Below are 21,357 nucleotides of genomic sequence, written 5' to 3' on the forward strand. Positions count from 1 at the left end.
CACGCCGTACATCTACAAAACAGAAGACTACGGTAAAACATGGAAGCTCATTACCAATGGCATCAACAAAATGCATTTCACAAGAGCGATGCGTGCAGATCATAAACGTGCAGGATTGTTGTATGCAGGTACAGAATTCGGTATGTACATTTCGTTTGATGATGGTGCCAACTGGAAGCCATTCCAATTGAATATGCCGGTTGTTCCGATCACCGATATGACCATCAAAGAAAATGATCTGATTGTTGCCACACAGGGAAGAGGTTTTTATGTGATCGATGATTTGACGGTTTTACAACAAGTAAAAGCAGATGTTGCCAATAAAAATTTACATGTGTTTGATGTGAATCCGGGATGGCGTATGCCGATGAACCGGTTTGGCCGTCGCTTTGGTGTACCACAGAATGTTGGTGAAAATCCTGCAGGTCCGTTGGTGATCACTTACTATACAAACGCAGTAACGGATTCTACCAAAGCATCCATCAGCATCATGGATAAAAACAAAAAGACAATCAAAACATTCAGCACCGACGGGAAAGACAAACTCGATATTAAGAAAGGATTGAACAAGTTTGCATGGGATCTGCAATATCCTCCAGCCGAACCAAGCGAAGGCATGATACTCTGGAATGGAGCACCCGGCACAATAACTGCTGCTCCGGGCAACTACTTTGCAAGAGTAAAAGTTGGTAACGATTCCTCTGAAGTTCCATTTACGATCAAAGCCGATCCAAATTACAGAATGACACAGGAAGCATACGAAGAACAATTCAACTTCCTGTTGGGTGTGCAACAAAAGTTCAACGATGTACAGAAAGGCATTAAAGACATCCGTGCATTGCGTACGCAGATCAATGAGTTCGTTGGAAGACAAGGTAAAGATGTGCCGAAAGAAATTAAAGACATGGCAACTGCCATCACCAAAGAGTTAACTGCCATTGAAGAAACATTGTATCAAACGAAATCGAAGAGTGGACAAGATCCGTTGAACTATCCCATCCGCATCAACGATAAACTGAGCGGTGTATTTGATGTAGCCAACAGCGGTGTAAATGCGCCGAGCAAACAATCGAAAGAAGTATTTGCCGAATTAAGCAAACAGGCCGATGAGCAATTGAATAAACTAAAGAAAATTATGAGTGAGGATGTGCCGAAGTTTAACCAACTCATCCGGGAAAAGAGTTTGCCGGTGATTGGGGTGAAATAATTGATTTGTACAATGAATAATTTGTTGCGGCGGCCTTTGGCCGCCGCAACTGTTTTTACTGAGCCTTGCTTTCAACACAATAAATTTTCATACTTTGGCAATCATGAAATTTCCATCGCTGCCAAAAGAAGAAAAGAAAATTATGCAGCTTGCGTCTGTTGCTTTCTTCTTTGCATTGCTTGTCATCCGGCTCCTTTCAAGCACCACCTCCGATGAAGGCGATAGTGTAATGCACTACCTTTTTGCGAAATATGCATTCAAACATCCTGATCATTTCTTTCATCAATGGGCCAAACCTGTTTATGTATTGGTGATGGCTCCTTTTGCACAATTCGGCTTTAAGGCTGTACAAATTGTAAATCTGATATTCACTGCAATTAATTTTTATCTGGTTTACCGGTTAGCTGTAAAACTATTAATTCCAAAAGCATGGATGGCTTCATTAATTTATGCCAGTCTTCCCATTGCTGTTTTAACTTCTATGTCTGGACTAACAGAGCCGCTGTTTGCATGTGTGTTGCTTCTGTCTATGTTATTCATTACAGAGAAAAAATATTATGCAGGTTTGATCCTTCTTTCTTTTTTGCCTTTTGTACGTTCAGAAGGATTGGTGATTTGTTGTGTACTCCTGGTATACCTGTTTGTAATTGAGAAATATGAATTGATTCCTTTATTAACTACTGGTCATATTATTTACAGCCTCGCAGGTTCTTTTGTACATGGCGATATAATGTGGGTGTTTAACAAATTATCATACGCAACACTTTCGAGTGCATACGGTAGTGGCAAGTGGGGACACTTTTTTGAGGTGATGCCCTGGATGGCCGGCGTTATTGTGCAATACCTGTTGTGGATCGGAATGTTTTTTGGATTCATTTTATTTGTACGTTATCTACGTAAAAAATTGGCGGCACATGAGATCTATGAGCTATGGTTGGTGTATGCAGTATTTGCGTCAGTGTTTGTTGCTCATACCGTTTTTTGGGCATTAGGAATTTTTAATTCAATGGGATTATCCCGTCCGTTTGCAGGAGTTGCACCGTTCATTGCTATAATTGCGTTAAGGGGCATTCAATATATTTCGTCTCCTTTGCAACAATGGGCTGCTGCAAAATACCTGCAACTGGCATTGCTGGCAGCGGTTCTTATTTTTCCATATACCTCCAACTTCTATGCATATAAATGGAAACGAGATTGGATCTTAAAAGCCGATCAGCGTGCACAATTACGTTTGGTTGATTTCATTAAAACAAACTATCCCGATTATAGAAAGTATACATTCTATCATGCATTGCCGTGGATAAGTGTGCAGTTAAAACAGGACTGGTTCGATCCGAAACAACATATTCACATCAGCGATGCGTTTCGATTAAATCAATTTAAAACAGGCGACTTGCTTATCTGGGACGATTGGTTTGCTGTTGTGGAAGGCAATGCAACATTAGAATCAATTGAAAAGGATGCCCGTTTCGAAAAAATAAAAACAGAAGAGGAAAAAGATTTCTGGGGAGGCACACGTAAAACTGTTTTGTTCCGCTATCATTATCCACGTTAGTATGAAGAGGGTTGCCAACCTTTCAAAGGTTGGCAACCCTCACTTAGTTATTCATCCAGCAAATCAGGTCTGCGTTCTTTGGTTCGCTCCAGCGCCTGCTCATGCCGCCACTCTTCAATTTTTTTCAAATCACCACTCAATAAAATGTCAGGGATCTTCCAGCCATTGTAATCTGCAGGACGAGTATAGACAGGTGGAGCTAATAATTGATCCTGGAAGGAATCAGTTAACGCCGATGTTTCATCATTCAACACCCCCGGAATAATTCTGCCGATGGCATCAACTAAAACTGCTGCTGCTAATTCTCCTCCACTCAATACATAATCACCAATAGAAATTTCCATGGTTACATAATGCTGACGGATACGTTCATCTATGCCTTTGTAATGACCGCAGATGAGCAGTAAATTTTCTTTGAGCGAAAGACGGTTGGCAGTTTGTTGTTTCAACGTAACGCCATCTGGTGTGAGGTAAATAATTTCATCAAATTTTTTTTCCTGCTGCAATTCATTAATGGCTTTCTCCAGTGGCTCACACATCATAACCATACCTGCACCACCGCCGTATTGATAGTCATCCACTTGCCCATATTCATTTACAGCCCACTTACGCAGGTGATGAACAGTAACAGTCAACAATCCTTTTTCCTTCGCCCGTTTCATAATGGAATGGTTCAACGGACTATCGAGCAATTCAGGAACAATGGAAATAATTTGAATGTGCATGCAGCAAAGATAAGTACGAAGTTAGAAGTACGAGGTACGATGTAAGAGCAGCTTGATAGTTATCCCCTCCATAGAGGGGTAGCAGCGTGTTACACTAAGTAAAGATTAAAAGGGGTGAGTAAATTTTAATCTTCCAAAAACTCACCCAAATCTCGCCGGTCTCGTTTGGTTGGCCGCCCCACTTTACTTAAACGTTTACCCGTATGGAATGAAGAGGCAACAGATTTTATTCGATCCAATTCATCTGCCGGGGTAATATCGATGTAATGTTTGATGGCTTCGCTGTATTGCACACGGTTGTGCAATAGTTCAGTTACTTTAATTCGCCAACGTTTGGCTTCGGTCTTTACTTCATATTCATCGCCAATGTTCACTGTCTTTGAAGCTTTACAGGAATCACCATTATATTTCACTTTCCCGCCATCGCAGGCAGCTCCGGCCTGGCTGCGTGTTTTAAACAGGCGGATGGCCCAAAGATATTTATCAATACGGAGTTTTTCTTTCGCTTCCATAACAGTTGCAAGTTACAATTTGTGTTTTGATTATATTCGAACACTCAACTCAACACTATGAAGAAGTTTTTTCTTGGATTTTGTTTTTTAATTCTTGGATTTTTATCCTTTGCCCAGTTTAAAGCCGATAAGATAAAATGGACTTCCGATGGCAACTCCATGTACGAGAAGGATGAGAACAGCATTACCAAAATGAACCTGAAAACAGGTCAGCAGACTGTGCTTGTTCCGGCTGATGTATTAAAAGTAAATGGTAAAAAAATCAGTATTGCTGATTTTGAAGTAAGCAATAACGATCAGCTTGTGTTGATCTTTACCAACACAGCCCGTGTATGGCGTTATAATACAAGAGGCGATTACTGGTATTATCATATCCCCACAAAACGTTTACAGCAGATCGGGAAAGATCGCCCTGCACAAAGTGTACTCTACGCTAAAATTTCTCCTGATGGAGAGCTGGCAGCCTATGTTTCTGAAAACAATATTTATGTTGAAGAACTTGCTTCAGGTAAATCGAAAGCAATCACTTCAACCAACAATACTAAGAAACTGATCAACGGTACTTTCGATTGGGTGTACGAAGAAGAGTTTGGTTGCAGAGATGGGTTCCGCTGGAGTGCAGATAGTAAAAGTATTGCTTACTGGCAGGTTGATGCAAACCAGATCAAAGATTATTACATGCTCAATACAACCGACGATAATTATTCGAAAGTTATTCCGGTTGAATATCCAAAAGTGGGTGAACAACCATCACCTGTGAAAATTGGCGTTGTAAACATTAAAACAGGTGAAACAAAGTGGATGGATATTCCCGGTGATCCTGCAAATAATTATCTGCCACGTATGGAATGGAGCGGTGCCGATGAATTAATTGTGCAGCAACTGAACCGTAAACAAAACGAAAGCAAATTATATTTCTGCAATACAACTACCGGCGAAGCAAAACAGTTTTATTCAGAAACTGATAAAGCATGGATCGATATTAAAAGCCGCTGGAACGATGATGATCCACGTGGCTGGGAGTTTATGGAGAAAGGAAAATCGTTTTTATGGGTGAGTGAAAAAGATGGCTGGCGACATATTTACAAAGTAACACGTGATGGAAAAGAAACACTGCTCACCATCGGCAATTATGATATTGGAACCATCAGTGCTGTTGATGAAGCAAAAAATGAATTGTACTTTATTGCATCGCCTGATAATCCTATTCAACGCTATCTCTACAAAGTAAAGATGGATGGCAAGAGCAAAGCAGTTCGTGTAACTCCCGCAGGTTATGATGGTACCAACAGTTACGAATGTTCACCAACAGGAAGTTTTGCTGTGCACAGTTTTACAAGTCGTTCTGTTGCTCCTGCTACACAATTCCTCAACCTTGCAACACATAAACCTGTTGCTGGCGAAGAGTTATTGAAAACAATGAAGCCGGTGAAGAAAGATAATCTCGAATACTTTACCATCACTACAGAAGATGGTATAACCATGGATGGCTGGATGAGTAAGCCAAAGAATTATGATCCATCAAAAAAATATCCTGTTTTACTTTATGTGTACAGCGAGCCAGCTGCCACAACTGTAGAAGATGATTTTTATGCAGGTAATAACTTCATGTTTGGTGGTGATATGAATGCTCAAGGGTATTTCTATGTTTCATTCAACAGCAGGGGTACGCCAACATTAAAGGGTGCTGAGTGGCGTAAAAGTATTTACAAACAGATTGGCCGCATCAACATCCGTGACCAGGCAATGGGTATGAAAAAATTATTAGCAGATCGTCCTTATCTCGATGCAAGCCGTGTGGCAGTTTGGGGATGGAGTGGTGGAGGTTCAACCACATTGCATCTTATGTTCCAGTATCCTGATCTGTTTCAAACAGGTATTGCTGTTGCAGCTGTAGGTAATCAATTGTTCTACGATAATATTTACCAGGAACGTTACATGGGTTTGCCGCAGGAGAACAAAGATGATTTCATTAAAGGTTCGCCCATTACTTATGCAAAAAACCTGAAAGGAAATTTATTATACGTACACGGCACAGGTGATGATAATGTGCACTACAGCAATGCTGAAGTGTTGGTGAATGAGTTGATCAAACATGGTAAGCTGTTCCAGTTTATGCCTTATCCTAATCGCACACACAGCATCAGCGAAGGAGCAGGTACCTTTCAACATTTGTCAAAACTGTACACAGCTTATTTAAAAGAAAAGTGCCCTCCGGGGGCAAGGTAACGGAGGCGAAATTAAATGAGTTAACTTTCATTCTGTAACAACCCGTTTCGGTGGTTATACATTTTGTATGAAAAAAAATGAATCCCTAATAGATGAGCTATTTACCATACGCAGACAATTTGGGAAACAGGATGCTGCAGAAAAAATAGAATTGCTTAATACGATCCGATTGAATACTTTGAAAAGTAAAAAGGATTTTCAACTTTATGCTGATACGCTTTTGTTTTTAATTGCTTATCCTGATAACAGAGCGGTTTATAACCTTGCCAATCAAGCCCTCCATCAGCTGCATACGTATATACAGGGCAATGAAAGCAGACAATACAGGTTATACAATACAGGTATTACGGGTACTGCAGTTTGTGCGGCCTTTGGTTTTGAAATGGTGAAATGGCTAGCCAAACAGTACCCCGCTAACATACGCATTATTTCTTTTGAAGCTGATGATGCAAAAATACAGTTTATTCTTTGTTCAATGATGAGCAAACTCGAATCGGAAATTTTACAGGATTCATATTTCAACTGGAAAGAATGGATTGAACGCACTATGCTTCCCGGCGAAACATTATTAGATGGGTTGATTGCCATTTTTGAAAACAACAACAGTCGTCCTGAGGTGAAAGATGAACTGTGGAGTGCCATTGGCGTTAACACCGAAATTCATTTTACAACACACAGCGTACTGCGTAAATCTTTAACCAAACCCTATTATCATACAAAACTTTTACGCAAAGAAATACAACCTACGAATAGTGCAAAACCAGTAAAAGTAAAGTTGAACGAAAGCGAAGCTGCCGAAATAATTGATTGCAGCAGAATGATATTGGTGCGTCATCTTCGGGAGATAGATCCTATTAGTTTTGCTGATACCAAATTGGTTTCCTATTATCAATTAGCAAGAGGTCTTAGTATCGCCTTACTTGAAATGACGGCAGAACGCCGCCATCCCATCGACAGTTATATTGGTTATACCGTTTTTAAAAATGGATTGCCGGTGGCTTATGCAGGCTCCTGGTTGTTGTTCGATAGCGGACGTATCGGCCTCAATGTATTTCCTGCCTATCGTGGTGGCGAATCACAATATATTTTTCAGCAGGTACTGCAATTACATGCACAGGTGTACAGGCTAAAAAGATTTACAGTTGACCCTTACCAGATTGGAAATAAAAACAGCGATGGCATTCACTCCGGTGCGTTTTGGGTGTACTATCATGCCGGTTTCCGCCCGGTGCTCAAAGCAACTTTTGAAATTGCTGCAGCAGAAGCAGAAAAAATAAAAACTGCTTCCGCTTACCGAAGCCCGGCAGCTGTGTTAAAAAAGTTGGCTGAAAGTAAACTGGAACTGGTTCTGCAAAAAAATGCTGTTCGGTTTGATGCCAATGATTTGAGCCTTGCTTATGCTTCAGTTCTTCAACATACATACAAAAACAGCCGCATACGTTTTGAGCAGGGCAAGGAAAAAAAGCTGGCAGCTCTGCTGAAAATAAAAAATTCCGAAGAGCCCACTATGAAATTTATTTTGCAGAATTGGGCATTGCTGTTGATGCAGGATGAAGCTGCTCTGCAAAAAAACAATGCGTTGATAAAAGTTTTGAAACAACTTTTTGTACTCAAGGCCACGGGATGCGAAGCAGACTATCATGCGCTTTTGCAAAAGTCGAATATCTTAAGGAAATTAATGGAGACAATAGTGAGAGTGTGATGAAGAAAGAGGCAATCTGTAGATATCTGCTTTATTGTTCAAAGCCAATGCTTCTCATCCTTTTCTCCTGTTTTCAAAAGTTTTATTTAAAGAAATAGCTGATGGGAGCCATGCTGCTTACATGCACCATCTCTCGTGGATTGAAACATTTCCTTCGCTTCGTTGTTTACCTTAGATGATGTGTGTATTAAGGCAACTATTTTTCGGATGCTTGATGTTGGTTTTGAGCAGTGCTTCTTTTCAGGTAAAAGGACAGACACAGTGGACTTTAAAAACGGATGAAGACGGTATTCAACTTTACACCAAAAGCGTTCCCGGTTCCAGCTATAAGTCACTGAAAACGGTTTGCACGTTACAAACCTCTCTCACATCGGTGGCCGCTGTTTTGCTGGATGTACAACAAACAAAAGAATGGGTTTATGGCACTTCTACCTCCGGCATGCTAAAATAGGAATCACCATCAGCTGTTTACTTTTACGCCGAGATGGGAATGCCTTGGCCGGTTACCAACCGGGATTTCATCGTAAAAATTTCCATCCTGCAGGATCCTGTTTCGAAGATAATAACGGTGCTTGCGGAAAATTATCCGGATTATCTCCCCGAAAAGAAGGCGCTCGTGCGCATTCGCAATTCCTCGGGTAAGTGGCTGATTGAACCGTTACCCAACGGACGGGTTCGGGTAGAATACCAACTCTATGTAGATCCCGGAGGTGTTGTGCCAGCGTCACTCGTAAATATGTTTTTGGGCAAAGGTCCACTTGAATCTTTTAAGAGCTTAAAAAAACGGGTTGCGATGAAGCAATATGCAAATGCCCGGCTTTCTTTTATTGAAAACTAGGTCATATATAACTTTTGTGTTCAAAATTTACAAGTAGAGATTGGGTCCTGTCCCCCGATCTTTTATTTACAGAACTAAGCAATTGAAGATGATATAAATCTGCTCATGACTCATCTTTATGTTCTTCCTTTTTCAACAACTCCAGCCTATATAAATCATGTCGTCTGTCTTTCATTGTTGTTACACTACCATACTCGTGGAGTTCCTGCAGCAATGAAAGATCCACATCACTTACAACAATCATTTCGGTGTTCGGTGATGCCTCTGCTTTAATTCCATTTACCGGAAATGCAAAATCAGAAGGTGTTAATACCGCTGCCTGTGCAAACTGCAAATCCATATTGTGAACTTTCGGCAGGTTACCAACATTGCCGGCAATTGCAACATAACATTCATTTTCAATCGCTCTTGCCTGCGCACAGTAACGTACACGGTTATACGCATTTTGTGTATCGGTAAGAAACGGAACAAATAATATTTTCATTCCCTGATCGGCGAGTAAACGTGGCAGCTCGGGAAACTCTACATCATAACAAACCAACACGCCTACTTTACCACAATCGGTGTCAAATACTTTCAGTTTGTTACCGCCTTCAATTCCCCACTCGTATTCTTCAGATGGTGTGGGATGAATTTTATCATAACTGTCAATGCGGCCATCTCTGTGCAGGAAATAAGAAGTGTTGTAAAGTTTACCATCTCTGATCTCCGGCATGCTGCCTGCAATAATATTTACGTTATACGAAATCGCCAGTCGTGAAATTTCTTTTACTAACGGTGCCGTGTACTGTGCCAGCTCACGGATGGCTTTGTGTCCGGGTAAATGATTGTACTTGCCCATCAGCGGCGCATTGAACAATTCAGGTAATACGGCAAAGTCCGATTGATAATCACTCACTGCATCAATAAAATATTCCACATTGTTCACCAACTCTTCCAATTTATCATAAGGACGCATCTGCCACTGGATCAAACCGATCCTCACCATTTCTCTTTTTCCCTTCATAGGATTAAAAGCACGCTCATAAAATACATTGTACCAAACTAACAATGTAGCATAGCCCATAGATTCGTTATCCTCGGGCAAATAATTATGAATTACTTTTTTGATCTGAAAGTCGTTTGCTAATTGAAAGCTCAGGGTCTGATCATGCAGTTCCCGCTTCTTTACTTTTTCAATATATTGTTTGGGCGTAAGCTCTGCAGCATACTTATTGTAACTCGGAAGCCGTCCGCCAGCCATGATTGCCCGCAGGTTCAGACTTTCACAAATAATTTTTCGTGTATCGTATAAGCGACGGGCCAATCGCAGGCCCCTGTATTCCGGATGAATAAATATTTCAATGCCGTACAATACATCCCCATCCGGATCGTGTGTACCAAACGAATAATCACCGGTGATCTGCCGATATGTATGATTATCTCCAAAACGGTTAATATCAACAATTAACGATAGTGCACAACCTACCACTTTCTGATCAACGGTTACACATATTTGTCCATCAGGAAATTTTTCGATGAGTTTGGCCAGCGATTCTTCTTTCCAATACTGTCCACCTAAGCTGGCATATGCCTGTATCATCGAATCTTTCAATTGCTGGTAATCATCTATCGTTAACTTTCTTACTTCTATTGATGCTGTATCCATATACTTTAATTTAGAATTAGTGATTCTTATAAAAGACGGTTATTAATTTGTAACGGAGAAACACAGCGTGTGCTGCTGTTGAGAGTCTTTTAAGCTACATATAAATCATCGGCCTGAGATCATGATGACGAAAAAAGCAGTGCCATTGGTTGCCTCCGCCGTAAAACTGAACCGACAAGATAAGTGAAAGAACGCTGATTGTCATTATTCGTTGACAATAACGCTGTACAAAGTGTTTAACACCAACAGTACGTATCTGCTTCAGTAAAAAAATACTACCTTCCCGATATAACAATTGCACATGAGAAAAATCAGTTTAACAACCCTTACGCTACTGCTATTACTACAGGCAACTGCACAACGAACATTGATCCATTGTGGTAAACTCATTGATACTAAAGATGGAAAAATTGTAAACAACGTTACCATTATTGTACAAGGCACCACAATTGCTGATGTAGTAAATGGTTTTACAACTGCCGCTGCTAATGACAAAGTGATCGACCTGAAAAATAAAACAGTGATGCCCGGCCTTATGGATATGCACGTGCACCTCGAAAGTGAAACCAAAAAAGGAGCTGTTGCAGAACGCTTCACTCTTAACCCGCCGGATATTGCATTTCAAAGTACAGTGTATGCACGTACAACCTTGATGGCTGGTTTTACAACAGTTCGTGATCTTGGCGGAAGTGGTGTAAATCTTTCATTACGTAATTCGATTAACAGAGGTGTAGTGGTTGGCCCACGCATTTTTTCTGCAGGTAAATCAATTGCAACAACAGGTGGTCATGCCGATCCTACAAATGGTTACAGCAAAGTACTCATGGGAGATCCCGGACCTGCTGAAGGTGTCATCAACGGACCGGAAGAAGCCTATCATGCCGTTCGTCAGCGTTACAAAGATGGGAGTGATGTGATCAAGATCACTGCAACAGGTGGTGTGCTTAGCCAGGCAAAAGATGGATCAAGCCCGCAGTTTACAGTAGAAGAAGTAAGAGCGATTGTGACTGCAGCAAAAGATTATGGTTTTATTGTGGCAGCACATGCACATGGTGCAGAAGGCATCAAGCGTGCAATTAAAGGCGGTGTTACAAGTATTGAACACGGAAGTTATATGGATGACGAAGGCATTGCGTTGGCAAAAGAATACGGTACATGGATGGTACCAACGATCACTGCAGGTAAATCAACTGCAGACAGTGCAAAGATCCCCGGTTACTATACTGATATTGTTACACCAAAAGCATTGGCTGTTGGTCCGCAGATACAAAGCACATTTGCACGTGCTTATAAAGCAGGCGTGAAAATTGCCTTTGGTACTGATGCCGGTGTGTTTGCACATGGCAAAAACTGGATGGAGTTTGTGTATATGACGGAGGTTGGAATGCCGCCGATGGAAGCCATCCAAACTGCAACAAAGAATGCAGCCACCATGCTCAACATGTGGGATAAACTTGGCAGTATTGAAAAAGGAAAGATCGCAGATATTATTGCGGTAGATGGTGATCCGTTAACGGATGTTAAAGTAATGGGTAAAGTGGTGTTTGTGATGAAGGAAGGGAAAGTGTATAAGAAGGATGGGGCGCAGGTGTTATAAGATTTCTTACTGATGATAACAAGAAGGGCTCGTGCTTGCACGAGCCCTTCTTGTTTAGTTGTAAAGTAATTTCAATCAGCCTTCATTTTTAGAGATGTCTCCTTTCGTCGACATGACGGACTCCGATAGTTGTATTGCCTACTATTACTTAAACTTTTATGTCGTCATGTCGACGAAAGGAGACATCTCTACTTCGTAATACTGTTACTATTCATTAATCTGATAACTCTATTGCTTCATCATGCAATGCAGCACAAGAGTCGAGACGCTTTGGTCTCGATGCCGAACAAAGCTTCGGCATGCGACGCAAGGAACTATGCGATGAAATACAAAAGCTAATAAACAAAAAAGGCGCAAAGAAAATTTCTTTGCGCCTTTGTGCCTTCGTGACAAAAAAATTATGCTTCCGCAAAATGCTTGTGGAAATAAGGAATTGTTTCAATGCCTTTATAGAAATTAAAAATGTCGTACTTCTCATTTGGACTGTGCAGGTTATCGCTGTCTAAACCAAAACCCATGAATACGATCTTAATGCCGAGTTCTTTTTCAAACAACGCACAAATAGGAATACTGCCACCACCACGAACAGGAATAGCGTCTTTACCAAACGTGTCTTTAATAGCTGCAGCAGCTGCTTTGTAAGCCTTGCTGTCAACCGGTGTCATATATGGTTCGCCACCGTGATGTTCAAATGCTTTGATGCTGACGCCGGCAGGCGCAATGCTTTTAAAATAGTTCAACAATTTCTCGGTGATCTTTTCGCTAGATTGATTAGGAACTAATCGTGCAGAAATTTTTGCAAATGCTTTTGAAGGCAATACTGTTTTTGCACCTTCACCTGTATATCCACCCCAGATACCATTCAACTCCAATGTTGGACGAATACCAGTACGTTCGTTGGTAGTAAATCCTTTTTCGCCCCAAAGTTTTTCAACACCAAGATCGCTGCTGTATTCTTTTTCATCGTAGGGAGCAGCGGCCATGAGTTTGCGTTCTTCGGGAGTTGCTTCCACCACATCATCATAAAAACCTGGAATGGTGATATGATTATTTTCATCATGACAGCTTGCAATCATCTTCGCTAACATGGTGATAGGATTAGCAACAGCACCACCATACACACCACTGTGCAAATCACGGTTTGGTCCGGTTACTTCCACTTCAATATAACTCAGGCCACGCACGCCAATATCAATACTGGGGTTTTCCATACTGATCATGGCAGTATCGCTGATGAGCACCACATCGGCCTTCAGCAATTCTTTATTTGCTTTTACAAAGGTGCCGAGGTTGGGGCTGCCCACTTCTTCTTCACCCTCAATACAGAATTTAATATTCGTGGTAAGCGAATTTGTTTTCACCATTGTCTCCAACGCCTTCACATGCATGTAAAATTGTCCTTTATCATCACAAGCGCCACGGGCAAATATTTTTCCGTCTTTGATGGTTGGGTCAAACGGATCGCTGTGCCAGAGGTTGAGCGGATCAACAGGCTGCACATCGTAATGTCCGTACACCAACACGGTTGGCTTAGATGGGTCGATCATTTTCTCGCCATACACGATCGGGTGACCGGCAGTTGGATAAATTGTAACTGTATCGGCACCTGCTTCAAGCAAACGTTGTTTCACCGCTTCAGCACAAGCAACCATGTGAGCTTTGTTCTCGCTTTTGGCACTGATAGAAGGGATGCGTAATAATTCAAGCAATTCGTTGAGGAAACGGTCTTTGTTCTGTTCCTGGTAATCTTTCCAAGCCTGCATATAGTAGTTATTTGAGATGTGAAATTCTGAATCTTAAAACGGAGTACGAATGTAGGATATAAACGGTTACTGTCATCCCGGGGAACGAGGGATCTGCCGGGCTTTATTCCACTTTTCAACAGATTTCTCCTTCGTCGAAATGGCAGGCATGTTTTCGGCAGCGGTAGTTTTTTACCAGCGGGTTAAAGAAATGTGAAGACAAAAAAATGTTTATAAATTTTGCAACATTGTATTTGTTCCGTCGTTAATATTGCATCCATAACGGCCTCTGCAGATGCTACTTCCCGCTTGCTATTGTGAAGATGTTTTCTGCAGGGGCCGTGACTATTTAGCCAACTCCCACTATAATTTTATTGTTACAGCAACAGGGCAATGATCGCTTGCACCTTGTTTATCGGTTACATCACTAAAGCGTGGACCTGTGTATTTTTTTGCTTTGGTGATAAGGCCTTTCCGGATAATTTCAGGAACTGCAGTTGGGTTTGCAGCGGCCAGTTGTTTCGATAAAAAAATATAATCGATTTGGTTATAACGCTCATCAAGGGGAATGGAAGTTGTATCCCAGTAATGTGTCCATTGTTCGGCAGGGTCGGTAATTCTTGTTTGCACAATATTCTCCATCCATTTGCTGTTGAGTAATTTTTTCAAACTTGTTTTATCATCAGGATAATCGTTAAGATCACCAACGATGATCCAGTTTTCTTTTTCAGGATTGTTTTTGTATTTCTTTTTGATGATGTCTAACACAGTTTGTGCCTGCAATTCACGTCGTGGAGCTGTCTTTGCCCGTTTTTGTGCCGGGGTAAGATTGCCCTTATCGAACATTGATTTGAAATGATTCACAAAAATGGTCAACGGCTTTCCGCCGATTAAAAATTCAACTTCAAGACAGTCTCTTGAGAATACAGCAGTGCTTCCGTTCTTTAAGTATTGATGTGTTTTAATGCAATCGAATGGAAGTTTGCTGATGATGGCAACATCAATGAGCCTCGGATCATTTGCATCGATCAATATCCGGTATTTGTAACCTGATGAGGAAAGATATTCTGAAACGAAGTTTTTTAAAGTGTCGAGATTCTCTACTTCCTGCAGACAAACAATGTCGGCTTTGGTTGCTTTAATGGCATCAGCAGTAAGTTTACGTTCTGTTTCATTTACGGTTGTAAGCACAGTTTTGTCAATGATAAAACCGTCGGTAATCCGTTTTTCAATTTGTTCTTTCGTAAGATTTTTGTTGAAACGATAACGACGAAAAAGATTTTCGCAGTTGAAGGTGGCGATGGTAATTGCAGACATGGTAAAGGTATTTTGTACATCAAGATAATGTTTCAAAATACCAGTTGCAATACCGCAAAGCGGGAACAAAAGATGAGCTTATAAAAAAAGCCCGAAGACTTGAATGACTTCTGACTCTTTTTAATAAAATTTAAAGGAGAGTAAATTATAATGCTTCAAAACGTTGCTGTACAAAATCCCAGTTCACTACTTTCCACCAGGCTGCAATATAATCAGGACGTTTGTTTTGATACTTCAGGTAATATGCATGTTCCCAAACATCCAAACCAAGTAAAGGCGTTCCTTTAATATCACTCACATTCATCAGTGGATTATCCTGGTTGGGAGTTGAACCGATTTTTAATTGTTTATTTCCATCAACATACAACCAGGCCCAACCGCTGCCGAAACGGTTTTTACCTGCATCGGTAAACTGTGTTTGAAATGTTTCGAAACTGCCGAATGATTGTTGAATTGAAGTAAGAAGTTTTCCGGATGGTTGTCCACCACCATTTGGTTTCATGCAACGCCAGAATAATTCATGATTGTAATGACCGCCACCATTATTGCGAACTTTCGCTGAGTAAGCAGATATATTGCTGAAAATATTCTCTACCGGTTTTGATTGATCGATATTCTCTGCCTTGGCAGCATCACGCAGATTGGTTGCATATGCAGCAGCATGTTTGCTGTAATGGATTTCCATTGTCATGGCATCGATGACAGGTTCGAGATCTTTATATGCATAAAGTAGTGGTGTTTGTTCAAATCCAACGAAGGCTGTGCTGCCACTTAATACTTTTGCTGATGTGCATCCCGCCAACAGATCAACACCTGCAACACTGGCGACTGCAACTGCTACGGTTGTTTTTGCTGACTGATCAATAAAACTGCGGCGTGAAATATGTTTTGTCATAATGGTAAATTTTGAACAGTTAAGTTACAACCAAATCGGCTGTACCGATTAATCTTTTCGTTTTAGCCAGCGGCTTAACCCAATGCGACGCATCGTTCTGTAATAAAACTCTGCATTGAAAAGATTTGAATCCTTCATGGCTTTCCAGGTAAGAAAAACACCAATTGGGATGAGTACGACTGTAGACATCCACATGCCTGCTCCCGGTTTCATGGTATCTTCTCTTACCATTTTTTCACCTGTGGTATTAACAATGTGAAACACGATAAAGAAAAACACAGATATCACAAGCGGTAAACCCAAACCGCCTTTGCGAATGATAGAACCAAGTGGAGCACCGATCAGGAACAATACAACGCAGGCAAACGATAAGGTGAATTTGCGATGTTGTTCAATCCTGTGCAGGCGTAGTTGTTTTAGCTGATCTGCAAATTCATAGGATAAAAAATCGATGGAACTTTTAGCGCCGGAGATTTTTGTTACGGCGTTGGAATAAACATTACGTTTTAAAGAATCGGGGATCAGTTCACTGAAATTCTTTACTTTCTTAGCCACTGCTTTATTGTTTTTCCAAACACTATCCGGTACAGACTGCAAAGGAAACATTGGTCTTATCTCTCTTCTCGATTTCTGACCAAGCTTTTTAATCACTACTTCAAGCGAATCAGCAACAGTGGTCAGTTGCTGAAGGCTAAGCATTTTATAATAGGTCTTAAAGGTTGAGTCGGCTGTTTTAGTCAGCTTGAACGAACTGAGATCAAACACTTTTTTATATTCCTTAAAACCTAAACGATAATATTCTGTTTCGATAGTACCAGAACTTCCTTTTTCCTGGTAACGCCATCCGTTTTGAAGATTGAATGATAAGAAACGCTGATCACCTGAAATAGTCATTGTTCCTTTTTCTGCTAGAATGATATTATCCTGTAGGGAATAGTTGTGTTCGTAAATAACAACATTGTGAATGATGGAATCATTTTCTTTTCGCCCAACCTTTATGGTATAACCATCCAGTTTTTTATAGAACACACCTTCTTTAATATCGAAAGCTGGCTTTGCTACACGTATATCATACAACAGTGTACGCATTTTTAATTCAGCAACCGGTATTACGTAGTTGGCAAATGCAAAAGCAACAACACCGAGTAACATTGAGACGATCAGTACCGGGCGCATAAAACGAATAAGTGGAATGCCTGCACTTTTGATGGCCACCAATTCAAATGATTCACCAAGATTGCCAAAGGTCATGATGGATGAAAGCAAGATGCCCAATGGCAATGCAAGAGGCACCAGCGTTGTACTTACATAGCCAATGAATTGAATAAGTGTGAATGTATCAATCCCTTTTCCTACAAAATCATCAATGTATAACCAGAAGAATTGAACTACAAGAATAAATACAGCAATAAAGAAGGTAGCCAGGAAAGGCCCGATAAATGCTTTTATAATAAGTTTGTCTAACTTTTTAAACACAGATCTTCTTTTTTATGCAGGAATCATCAAAGGTAAGTCTTTCAGCTTTTGAGCAGCAACTGGTAACTGATGCAAATTGGATTTTAACAAAGAACAGGATAATTGAAAAAGTGTATCTGTTGTTTGGCAACCTCAGTGAGCAATATAAACGGGAACCGTTATTACAACAATTACCTGCAGAAATATTGCTGGCTTCGCCCAAAATTGCAAAAGGAGAAAATTATGAAGGTTTACCTTATGTTATGCTCGATTATCCACGTTGTTTTGGAAAAGAAGATACGTTTGCAATTCGAACGTTTTTCTGGTGGGGAAATTTTTTCAGCATCACTTTGCAATTAAAAGGAAAATATCTTGCGCAGTATGCTGCAGTTATTCAGCAAAACATTGATCAAACCGCCAATGAAAATTTATGGATCAATACAAGTGATGAACAATGGATGCATCACTTCCGAAAAGATAATATGATACGCACAACAGAACAGAAGCAATGCATCAGTAATAAAAAAATCCTGAAGCTTGCAGTTCAATGTAAACTTGAAGAATGGGACGAGGCTGAAGCGAAACTCGCTTCTTCTTTTCAACAACTGTTAGAATTAGTACAAGAACATTAACTGCCGATCCGGTGAAAAAGATCTTTCACCTGGTATTCCCACAAACGACTTTGGTCTTTGATTTCTTTTTTATCAGCAAAATCTTTTACAATCAATATTGTTTGATTGGAAATTTCAGTGCGTTCAATTCTGAATTCAAAGTATTCTTCTTTTGGCGAATGTGTCCAGCGGTAACGTACAAATTTATCTAACTCACTTTCCAATAATTCAGCTTTTTCATCTGAACCATTCCAGTTAAACGAAAAGATACCATCCCGTTCATCAACTCTATCAGCAAACCATTCCTGGAGACCTGACGGCGTTGCTAAAAATTCGAATAAAATACCTGGCGAGCACCGTACTGGAAACTCCAGCGTGTATAAAACTTTCTTACTCATTTGTTCTTTCGCAGAGCGATTTGATGCAATAATAAAAAAATAATGCAGTATTCAAAATTTTTACTTCTTTATTATTGTTTAATTATTATTTCAATATAGTTAAACAAAAACCACAAATTTCGCTGAAAAGCAAGCCAGACGGGGCTTTTTTTTGGCTGATTTGTTAAATAAGGTTAAATTAGGATGAAGTTTTAAGACCTAACACTCAGGTAATGTAATGGTTTTTATTTGTGATTTAATTACGTTGCCCGATTTTATGGTCCGGAACTATGAAACAACATCAGATTAACCTAAAACCAAAGCTTATGAGCATGCGCCAACTCAAAATCACAAAATCTATCACTAACCGTGAATCGCAGAGTCTTGAAAAGTATCTGCAGGAGATCGGTAAGGTAGAATTAATCAGCCCTGAAGAAGAAGTAAAACTTGCTGAACGGATCAAACAAGGTGACCAACGGGCACTCGACCGTTTAACAAAAGCCAATCTTCGTTTCGTGGTATCTGTAGCTAAGCAATACCAGAACCAGGGTCTCTCTCTCCCGGATCTCATCAATGAAGGAAACTTAGGATTGATCAAAGCGGCACAACGTTTTGATGAAACCCGTGGTTTCAAATTTATTTCCTACGCCGTTTGGTGGATCAGGCAAAGTATCCTGCAGGCATTGGCAGAACAATCAAGAATTGTTCGATTGCCATTGAACAAAGTGGGATTAACCAATCGTATTAACAAAGCCTTCTCGCAACTCGAGCAGGAGTATGAACGTGAACCTTCAGCAGAAGAACTGGCAGAACTGCTGGAACTTGAAATTGAAGAAGTATCGTCTACACTAAGCATTTCATCACGCCACGTAAGTATGGATTCTCCAATGAGTGATGGGGAAGACAATACGCTGATGGATGTAATGGAAAACCCAAATGCTGTTGCAACGGATGGAGAGCTTGATCACAATGAATCACTCCGCACAGAAATTACACGTTCACTTAAAACATTGACCGAACGTCAGCAGGATGTGATCCGTTATTTCTTCGGCATTGGTGTTGATCATCCATTGAGTCTTGAAGATATTGGTGAACGTTTCAACCTTACACGTGAGCGTGTGCGCCAGATCAAAGACAAGGCTATCAGCAAACTGAAGACCAATAGCCGTTGTAAACTTTTAAAAGGATATTTAGGCTAATGAAATAAACTTTACACATTTTGAACGGGAGCTAAAAGCTCCCGTTTTTTTATGCATTATAATTTGAACGTTCAGTTTCATTTATCTTCGTAACCATCATGAACCGTATTGCATCGTATTTACTTATTGCAGTGGTTGCTGCGTTATTATTTTTCCATTCGCTTGGCCGTGTTCCGTTATTTGACTGGGACGAGATCAACTTTGCAGAGAGTGCAAGAGAAATGATCGAGACTGGCAACTACATGCAGGTGCAGATCAATTATGAACCTTTCTGGGAAAAACCTCCTTTGTTCTTTTGGATGCAGGTTGCAGCCATGAAAGTTTTTGGTGTGAATGAATTTGCTGCACGGCTACCCAATGCGCTTTGTGGTGTAGCAACACTCTTGATTCTTTTTGGAATTGGCAAACGCATACATAACGAAAGGTTTGCTTTTTGGTGGGTGTTGATCTATGCAGGTACATTTTTGCCGCACTTATATTTCAAGAGCGGCATCATTGATCCGTGGTTTAACCTGTTTATTTTTCTCGGCATTTATTTTCTTAGTCGTTTTCTTTCTGCGAAGGAAGAACGGCAAAAATTTATGTCTCAGTTGATCTTATCCGGCTTGTTTACGGGTATTGCTATTTTAACGAAAGGTCCTGTTGCCATGCTTGTGGTATTGTTGAGTTATGGTTTGTTCCTTCTCTTCAATCGATGGAAAGGATGGGTATCGATCAAACACTATCTTATTTGGGGACTGATCGTTTTACTGGTGACGATGATTTGGTTTGGTTTAGAGATCGCTCAGCATGGCTGGTGGTTCGTAAATGAATTTATCACGTACCAGATTCGTTTGTTCAAAACAAAGGATGCAGGGCACGGTGGATTTCTGTTGTATCATTTTGTGGTGGTACTGATCGGTTGTTTCCCTGCTTCACTGTTGATCTTCCGTTATAAGAATCAAATTCATGAGAACAAACATCAACAGTATTTCCGGATGTTCATGATCGCTTCATTGATCGTGATCTTGGTGCTGTTTACCATTGTAAAAACAAAGATCGTTCACTATTCATCATTTACATATTTGCCCATTGGCTATTTAGCTGCTTCAACTGTGTATGGTTTAGTCAACCGTACAGCACAATTGAAGGGCTGGCAAAAGTTTGGAATATTATTCCTGGGCATCATCTGGAGTATTCTTTTTATAGCATTACCGTTGATCGGGAATAATATCGACTGGATAAAACCATTACTTACCAAAGATGCTTTTGCCATGGGTAATGTGGAAGCTGATGTAGACTGGAATTACTTCTTAATGATCCCGGGTGTGTTGTTTCTTGCAGCTGTAATTGTAAGTACTGTTTGGCTACAACAAAAGAAATTTCAAAAAGCTATTTTTCTACTGCTCATTGCCTGTATTGGTGCGATGCAGGTATTACTGACCTTATTTACACCACGCATTGAACAATATTCACAACATGCTGCCATTGAATTTTACGAATCGTTGCAGGGGAAAGATGTGTACATCAAAACACTTGGTTATAAAAGCTATGCCCAGTATTTCTACACACGCATTAAACCTGATCTGCGGAAAGAAGCAAAAGATGAGAACTGGTTATTGACCGGCAATGTAGATAAGCCGACTTACTTCATCAGCAAGAATACATTTGAAAAAGAAGTGATGACGAAACACGCTGATAAGCTTGATGTCATCGGCAGAAAGAATGGGTTTGTGTTTTATATGCGCAAGTAATGTTTTTAACTTATT

The 21,357-nt window shown here is 40.4% G+C and carries 16 protein-coding genes and 1 pseudogene; 9 read left to right on the forward strand and 8 right to left on the reverse strand.

Translation table 11 applies throughout. The annotated features are described in order from the left end of the window. On the forward strand, positions 1-1,207 hold a 1,207-nt coding region (locus VK159_RS05925), incomplete at its 5' end, for a hypothetical protein (protein WP_324229214.1). A gap of 103 nt (positions 1,208-1,310) precedes the next feature. Next, a complete protein-coding gene (locus tag VK159_RS05930) occupies positions 1,311-2,762 on the forward strand; it encodes a hypothetical protein (RefSeq protein WP_324229215.1) in 1,452 nt (483 codons plus the stop codon). A 47-nt stretch (positions 2,763-2,809) separates the two neighbouring features. Here the strand turns inward: VK159_RS05930 and trmD are convergent, their stop codons facing one another. Next, complete coding sequence (gene trmD / locus VK159_RS05935; RefSeq protein WP_324229216.1) at positions 2,810-3,487, reverse strand: tRNA (guanosine(37)-N1)-methyltransferase TrmD; 678 nt, start codon at positions 3,485-3,487, stop codon at positions 2,810-2,812. Between the two features lie 125 nt (positions 3,488-3,612). Beyond that, positions 3,613-3,999 carry an RNA-binding S4 domain-containing protein gene (locus VK159_RS05940; protein WP_324229217.1) on the reverse strand — a complete coding sequence of 129 codons (387 nt, stop codon included), beginning with the start codon at positions 3,997-3,999 and terminating at the stop codon, positions 3,613-3,615. Between the two features lie 57 nt (positions 4,000-4,056). Here VK159_RS05940 and VK159_RS05945 point away from each other — a divergent pair, with 57 nt between their 5' ends. From VK159_RS05945 to VK159_RS05955, 3 genes and pseudogenes are all read left to right on the forward strand, one after another. After that, on the forward strand, positions 4,057-6,228 hold the full coding sequence (locus VK159_RS05945) for a S9 family peptidase (RefSeq protein WP_324229218.1): 2,172 nt from the start codon (positions 4,057-4,059) through the stop codon (positions 6,226-6,228). Positions 6,229-6,295: 67 nt separating this feature from the next. Next, the gene (locus tag VK159_RS05950) at positions 6,296-7,930 is read left to right on the forward strand and encodes a hypothetical protein (RefSeq protein WP_324229219.1); all 1,635 of its coding nucleotides are present in this window, start codon (positions 6,296-6,298) and stop codon (positions 7,928-7,930) included. A 481-nt stretch (positions 7,931-8,411) separates the two neighbouring features. Further along, positions 8,412-8,768, forward strand: a pseudogene (locus VK159_RS05955) (START domain-containing protein); the annotation flags it as partial. Between the two features lie 103 nt (positions 8,769-8,871). Here the strand turns inward: VK159_RS05955 and VK159_RS05960 are convergent. Continuing rightward, positions 8,872-10,416 (reverse strand): carbon-nitrogen hydrolase family protein, encoded by a 1,545-nt coding sequence (locus VK159_RS05960; protein ID WP_324229220.1) that lies wholly within the window; start codon positions 10,414-10,416, stop codon positions 8,872-8,874. A 301-nt stretch (positions 10,417-10,717) separates the two neighbouring features. Between VK159_RS05960 and VK159_RS05965 the strand changes: the two genes are divergently transcribed. Continuing rightward, complete coding sequence (locus tag VK159_RS05965; protein ID WP_324229221.1) at positions 10,718-12,013, forward strand: amidohydrolase family protein; 1,296 nt, start codon at positions 10,718-10,720, stop codon at positions 12,011-12,013. A 398-nt stretch (positions 12,014-12,411) separates the two neighbouring features. On the opposite strand, the gene VK159_RS05970 is transcribed toward VK159_RS05965, so the two are convergent. The 4 genes from VK159_RS05970 to VK159_RS05985 form a co-directional block, all read right to left on the reverse strand. Beyond that, positions 12,412-13,776 carry a dipeptidase gene (locus VK159_RS05970; RefSeq protein WP_324229222.1) on the reverse strand — a complete coding sequence of 455 codons (1,365 nt, stop codon included), beginning with the start codon at positions 13,774-13,776 and terminating at the stop codon, positions 12,412-12,414. A gap of 342 nt (positions 13,777-14,118) precedes the next feature. Beyond that, on the reverse strand, positions 14,119-15,072 hold the full coding sequence (locus VK159_RS05975) for an endonuclease/exonuclease/phosphatase family protein (RefSeq protein ID WP_324229223.1): 954 nt from the start codon (positions 15,070-15,072) through the stop codon (positions 14,119-14,121). A 145-nt stretch (positions 15,073-15,217) separates the two neighbouring features. Next, a complete protein-coding gene (locus VK159_RS05980; protein ID WP_414672818.1) occupies positions 15,218-15,970 on the reverse strand; it encodes a superoxide dismutase in 753 nt (250 codons plus the stop codon). A 45-nt stretch (positions 15,971-16,015) separates the two neighbouring features. Next, positions 16,016-17,443, reverse strand: a complete 1,428-nt coding sequence (locus VK159_RS05985) for an LptF/LptG family permease (protein WP_324229225.1) — start codon at positions 17,441-17,443, stop codon at positions 16,016-16,018. A gap of 14 nt (positions 17,444-17,457) precedes the next feature. Here VK159_RS05985 and VK159_RS05990 point away from each other — a divergent pair, with 14 nt between their 5' ends. Continuing rightward, a complete protein-coding gene (locus tag VK159_RS05990) occupies positions 17,458-18,054 on the forward strand; it encodes a hypothetical protein (RefSeq protein ID WP_324229226.1) in 597 nt (198 codons plus the stop codon). Here the strand turns inward: VK159_RS05990 and VK159_RS05995 are convergent. Then, positions 18,051-18,431: an START-like domain-containing protein gene (locus VK159_RS05995; RefSeq protein ID WP_182804045.1), complete on the reverse strand. Its 381-nt coding sequence runs from the start codon at positions 18,429-18,431 to the stop codon at positions 18,051-18,053. The genes VK159_RS05990 and VK159_RS05995 overlap by 4 nt on opposite strands. A 311-nt stretch (positions 18,432-18,742) precedes the next feature. On the opposite strand from VK159_RS05995, the gene VK159_RS06000 reads away from it, so the two are divergent. Together VK159_RS06000 and VK159_RS06005 are read left to right on the forward strand one after the other, a co-directional pair. Beyond that, positions 18,743-19,609 carry an RNA polymerase sigma factor RpoD/SigA gene (locus tag VK159_RS06000; RefSeq protein WP_324229227.1) on the forward strand — a complete coding sequence of 289 codons (867 nt, stop codon included), beginning with the start codon at positions 18,743-18,745 and terminating at the stop codon, positions 19,607-19,609. A 98-nt stretch (positions 19,610-19,707) separates the two neighbouring features. Further along, a complete protein-coding gene (locus tag VK159_RS06005) occupies positions 19,708-21,342 on the forward strand; it encodes a glycosyltransferase family 39 protein (protein ID WP_324229228.1) in 1,635 nt (544 codons plus the stop codon). Positions 21,343-21,357 lie beyond the last annotated feature (15 nt).

This window comes from Lacibacter sp. (assembly GCF_035299325.1).
GTDB lineage: Bacteria > Bacteroidota > Bacteroidia > Chitinophagales > Chitinophagaceae > Lacibacter.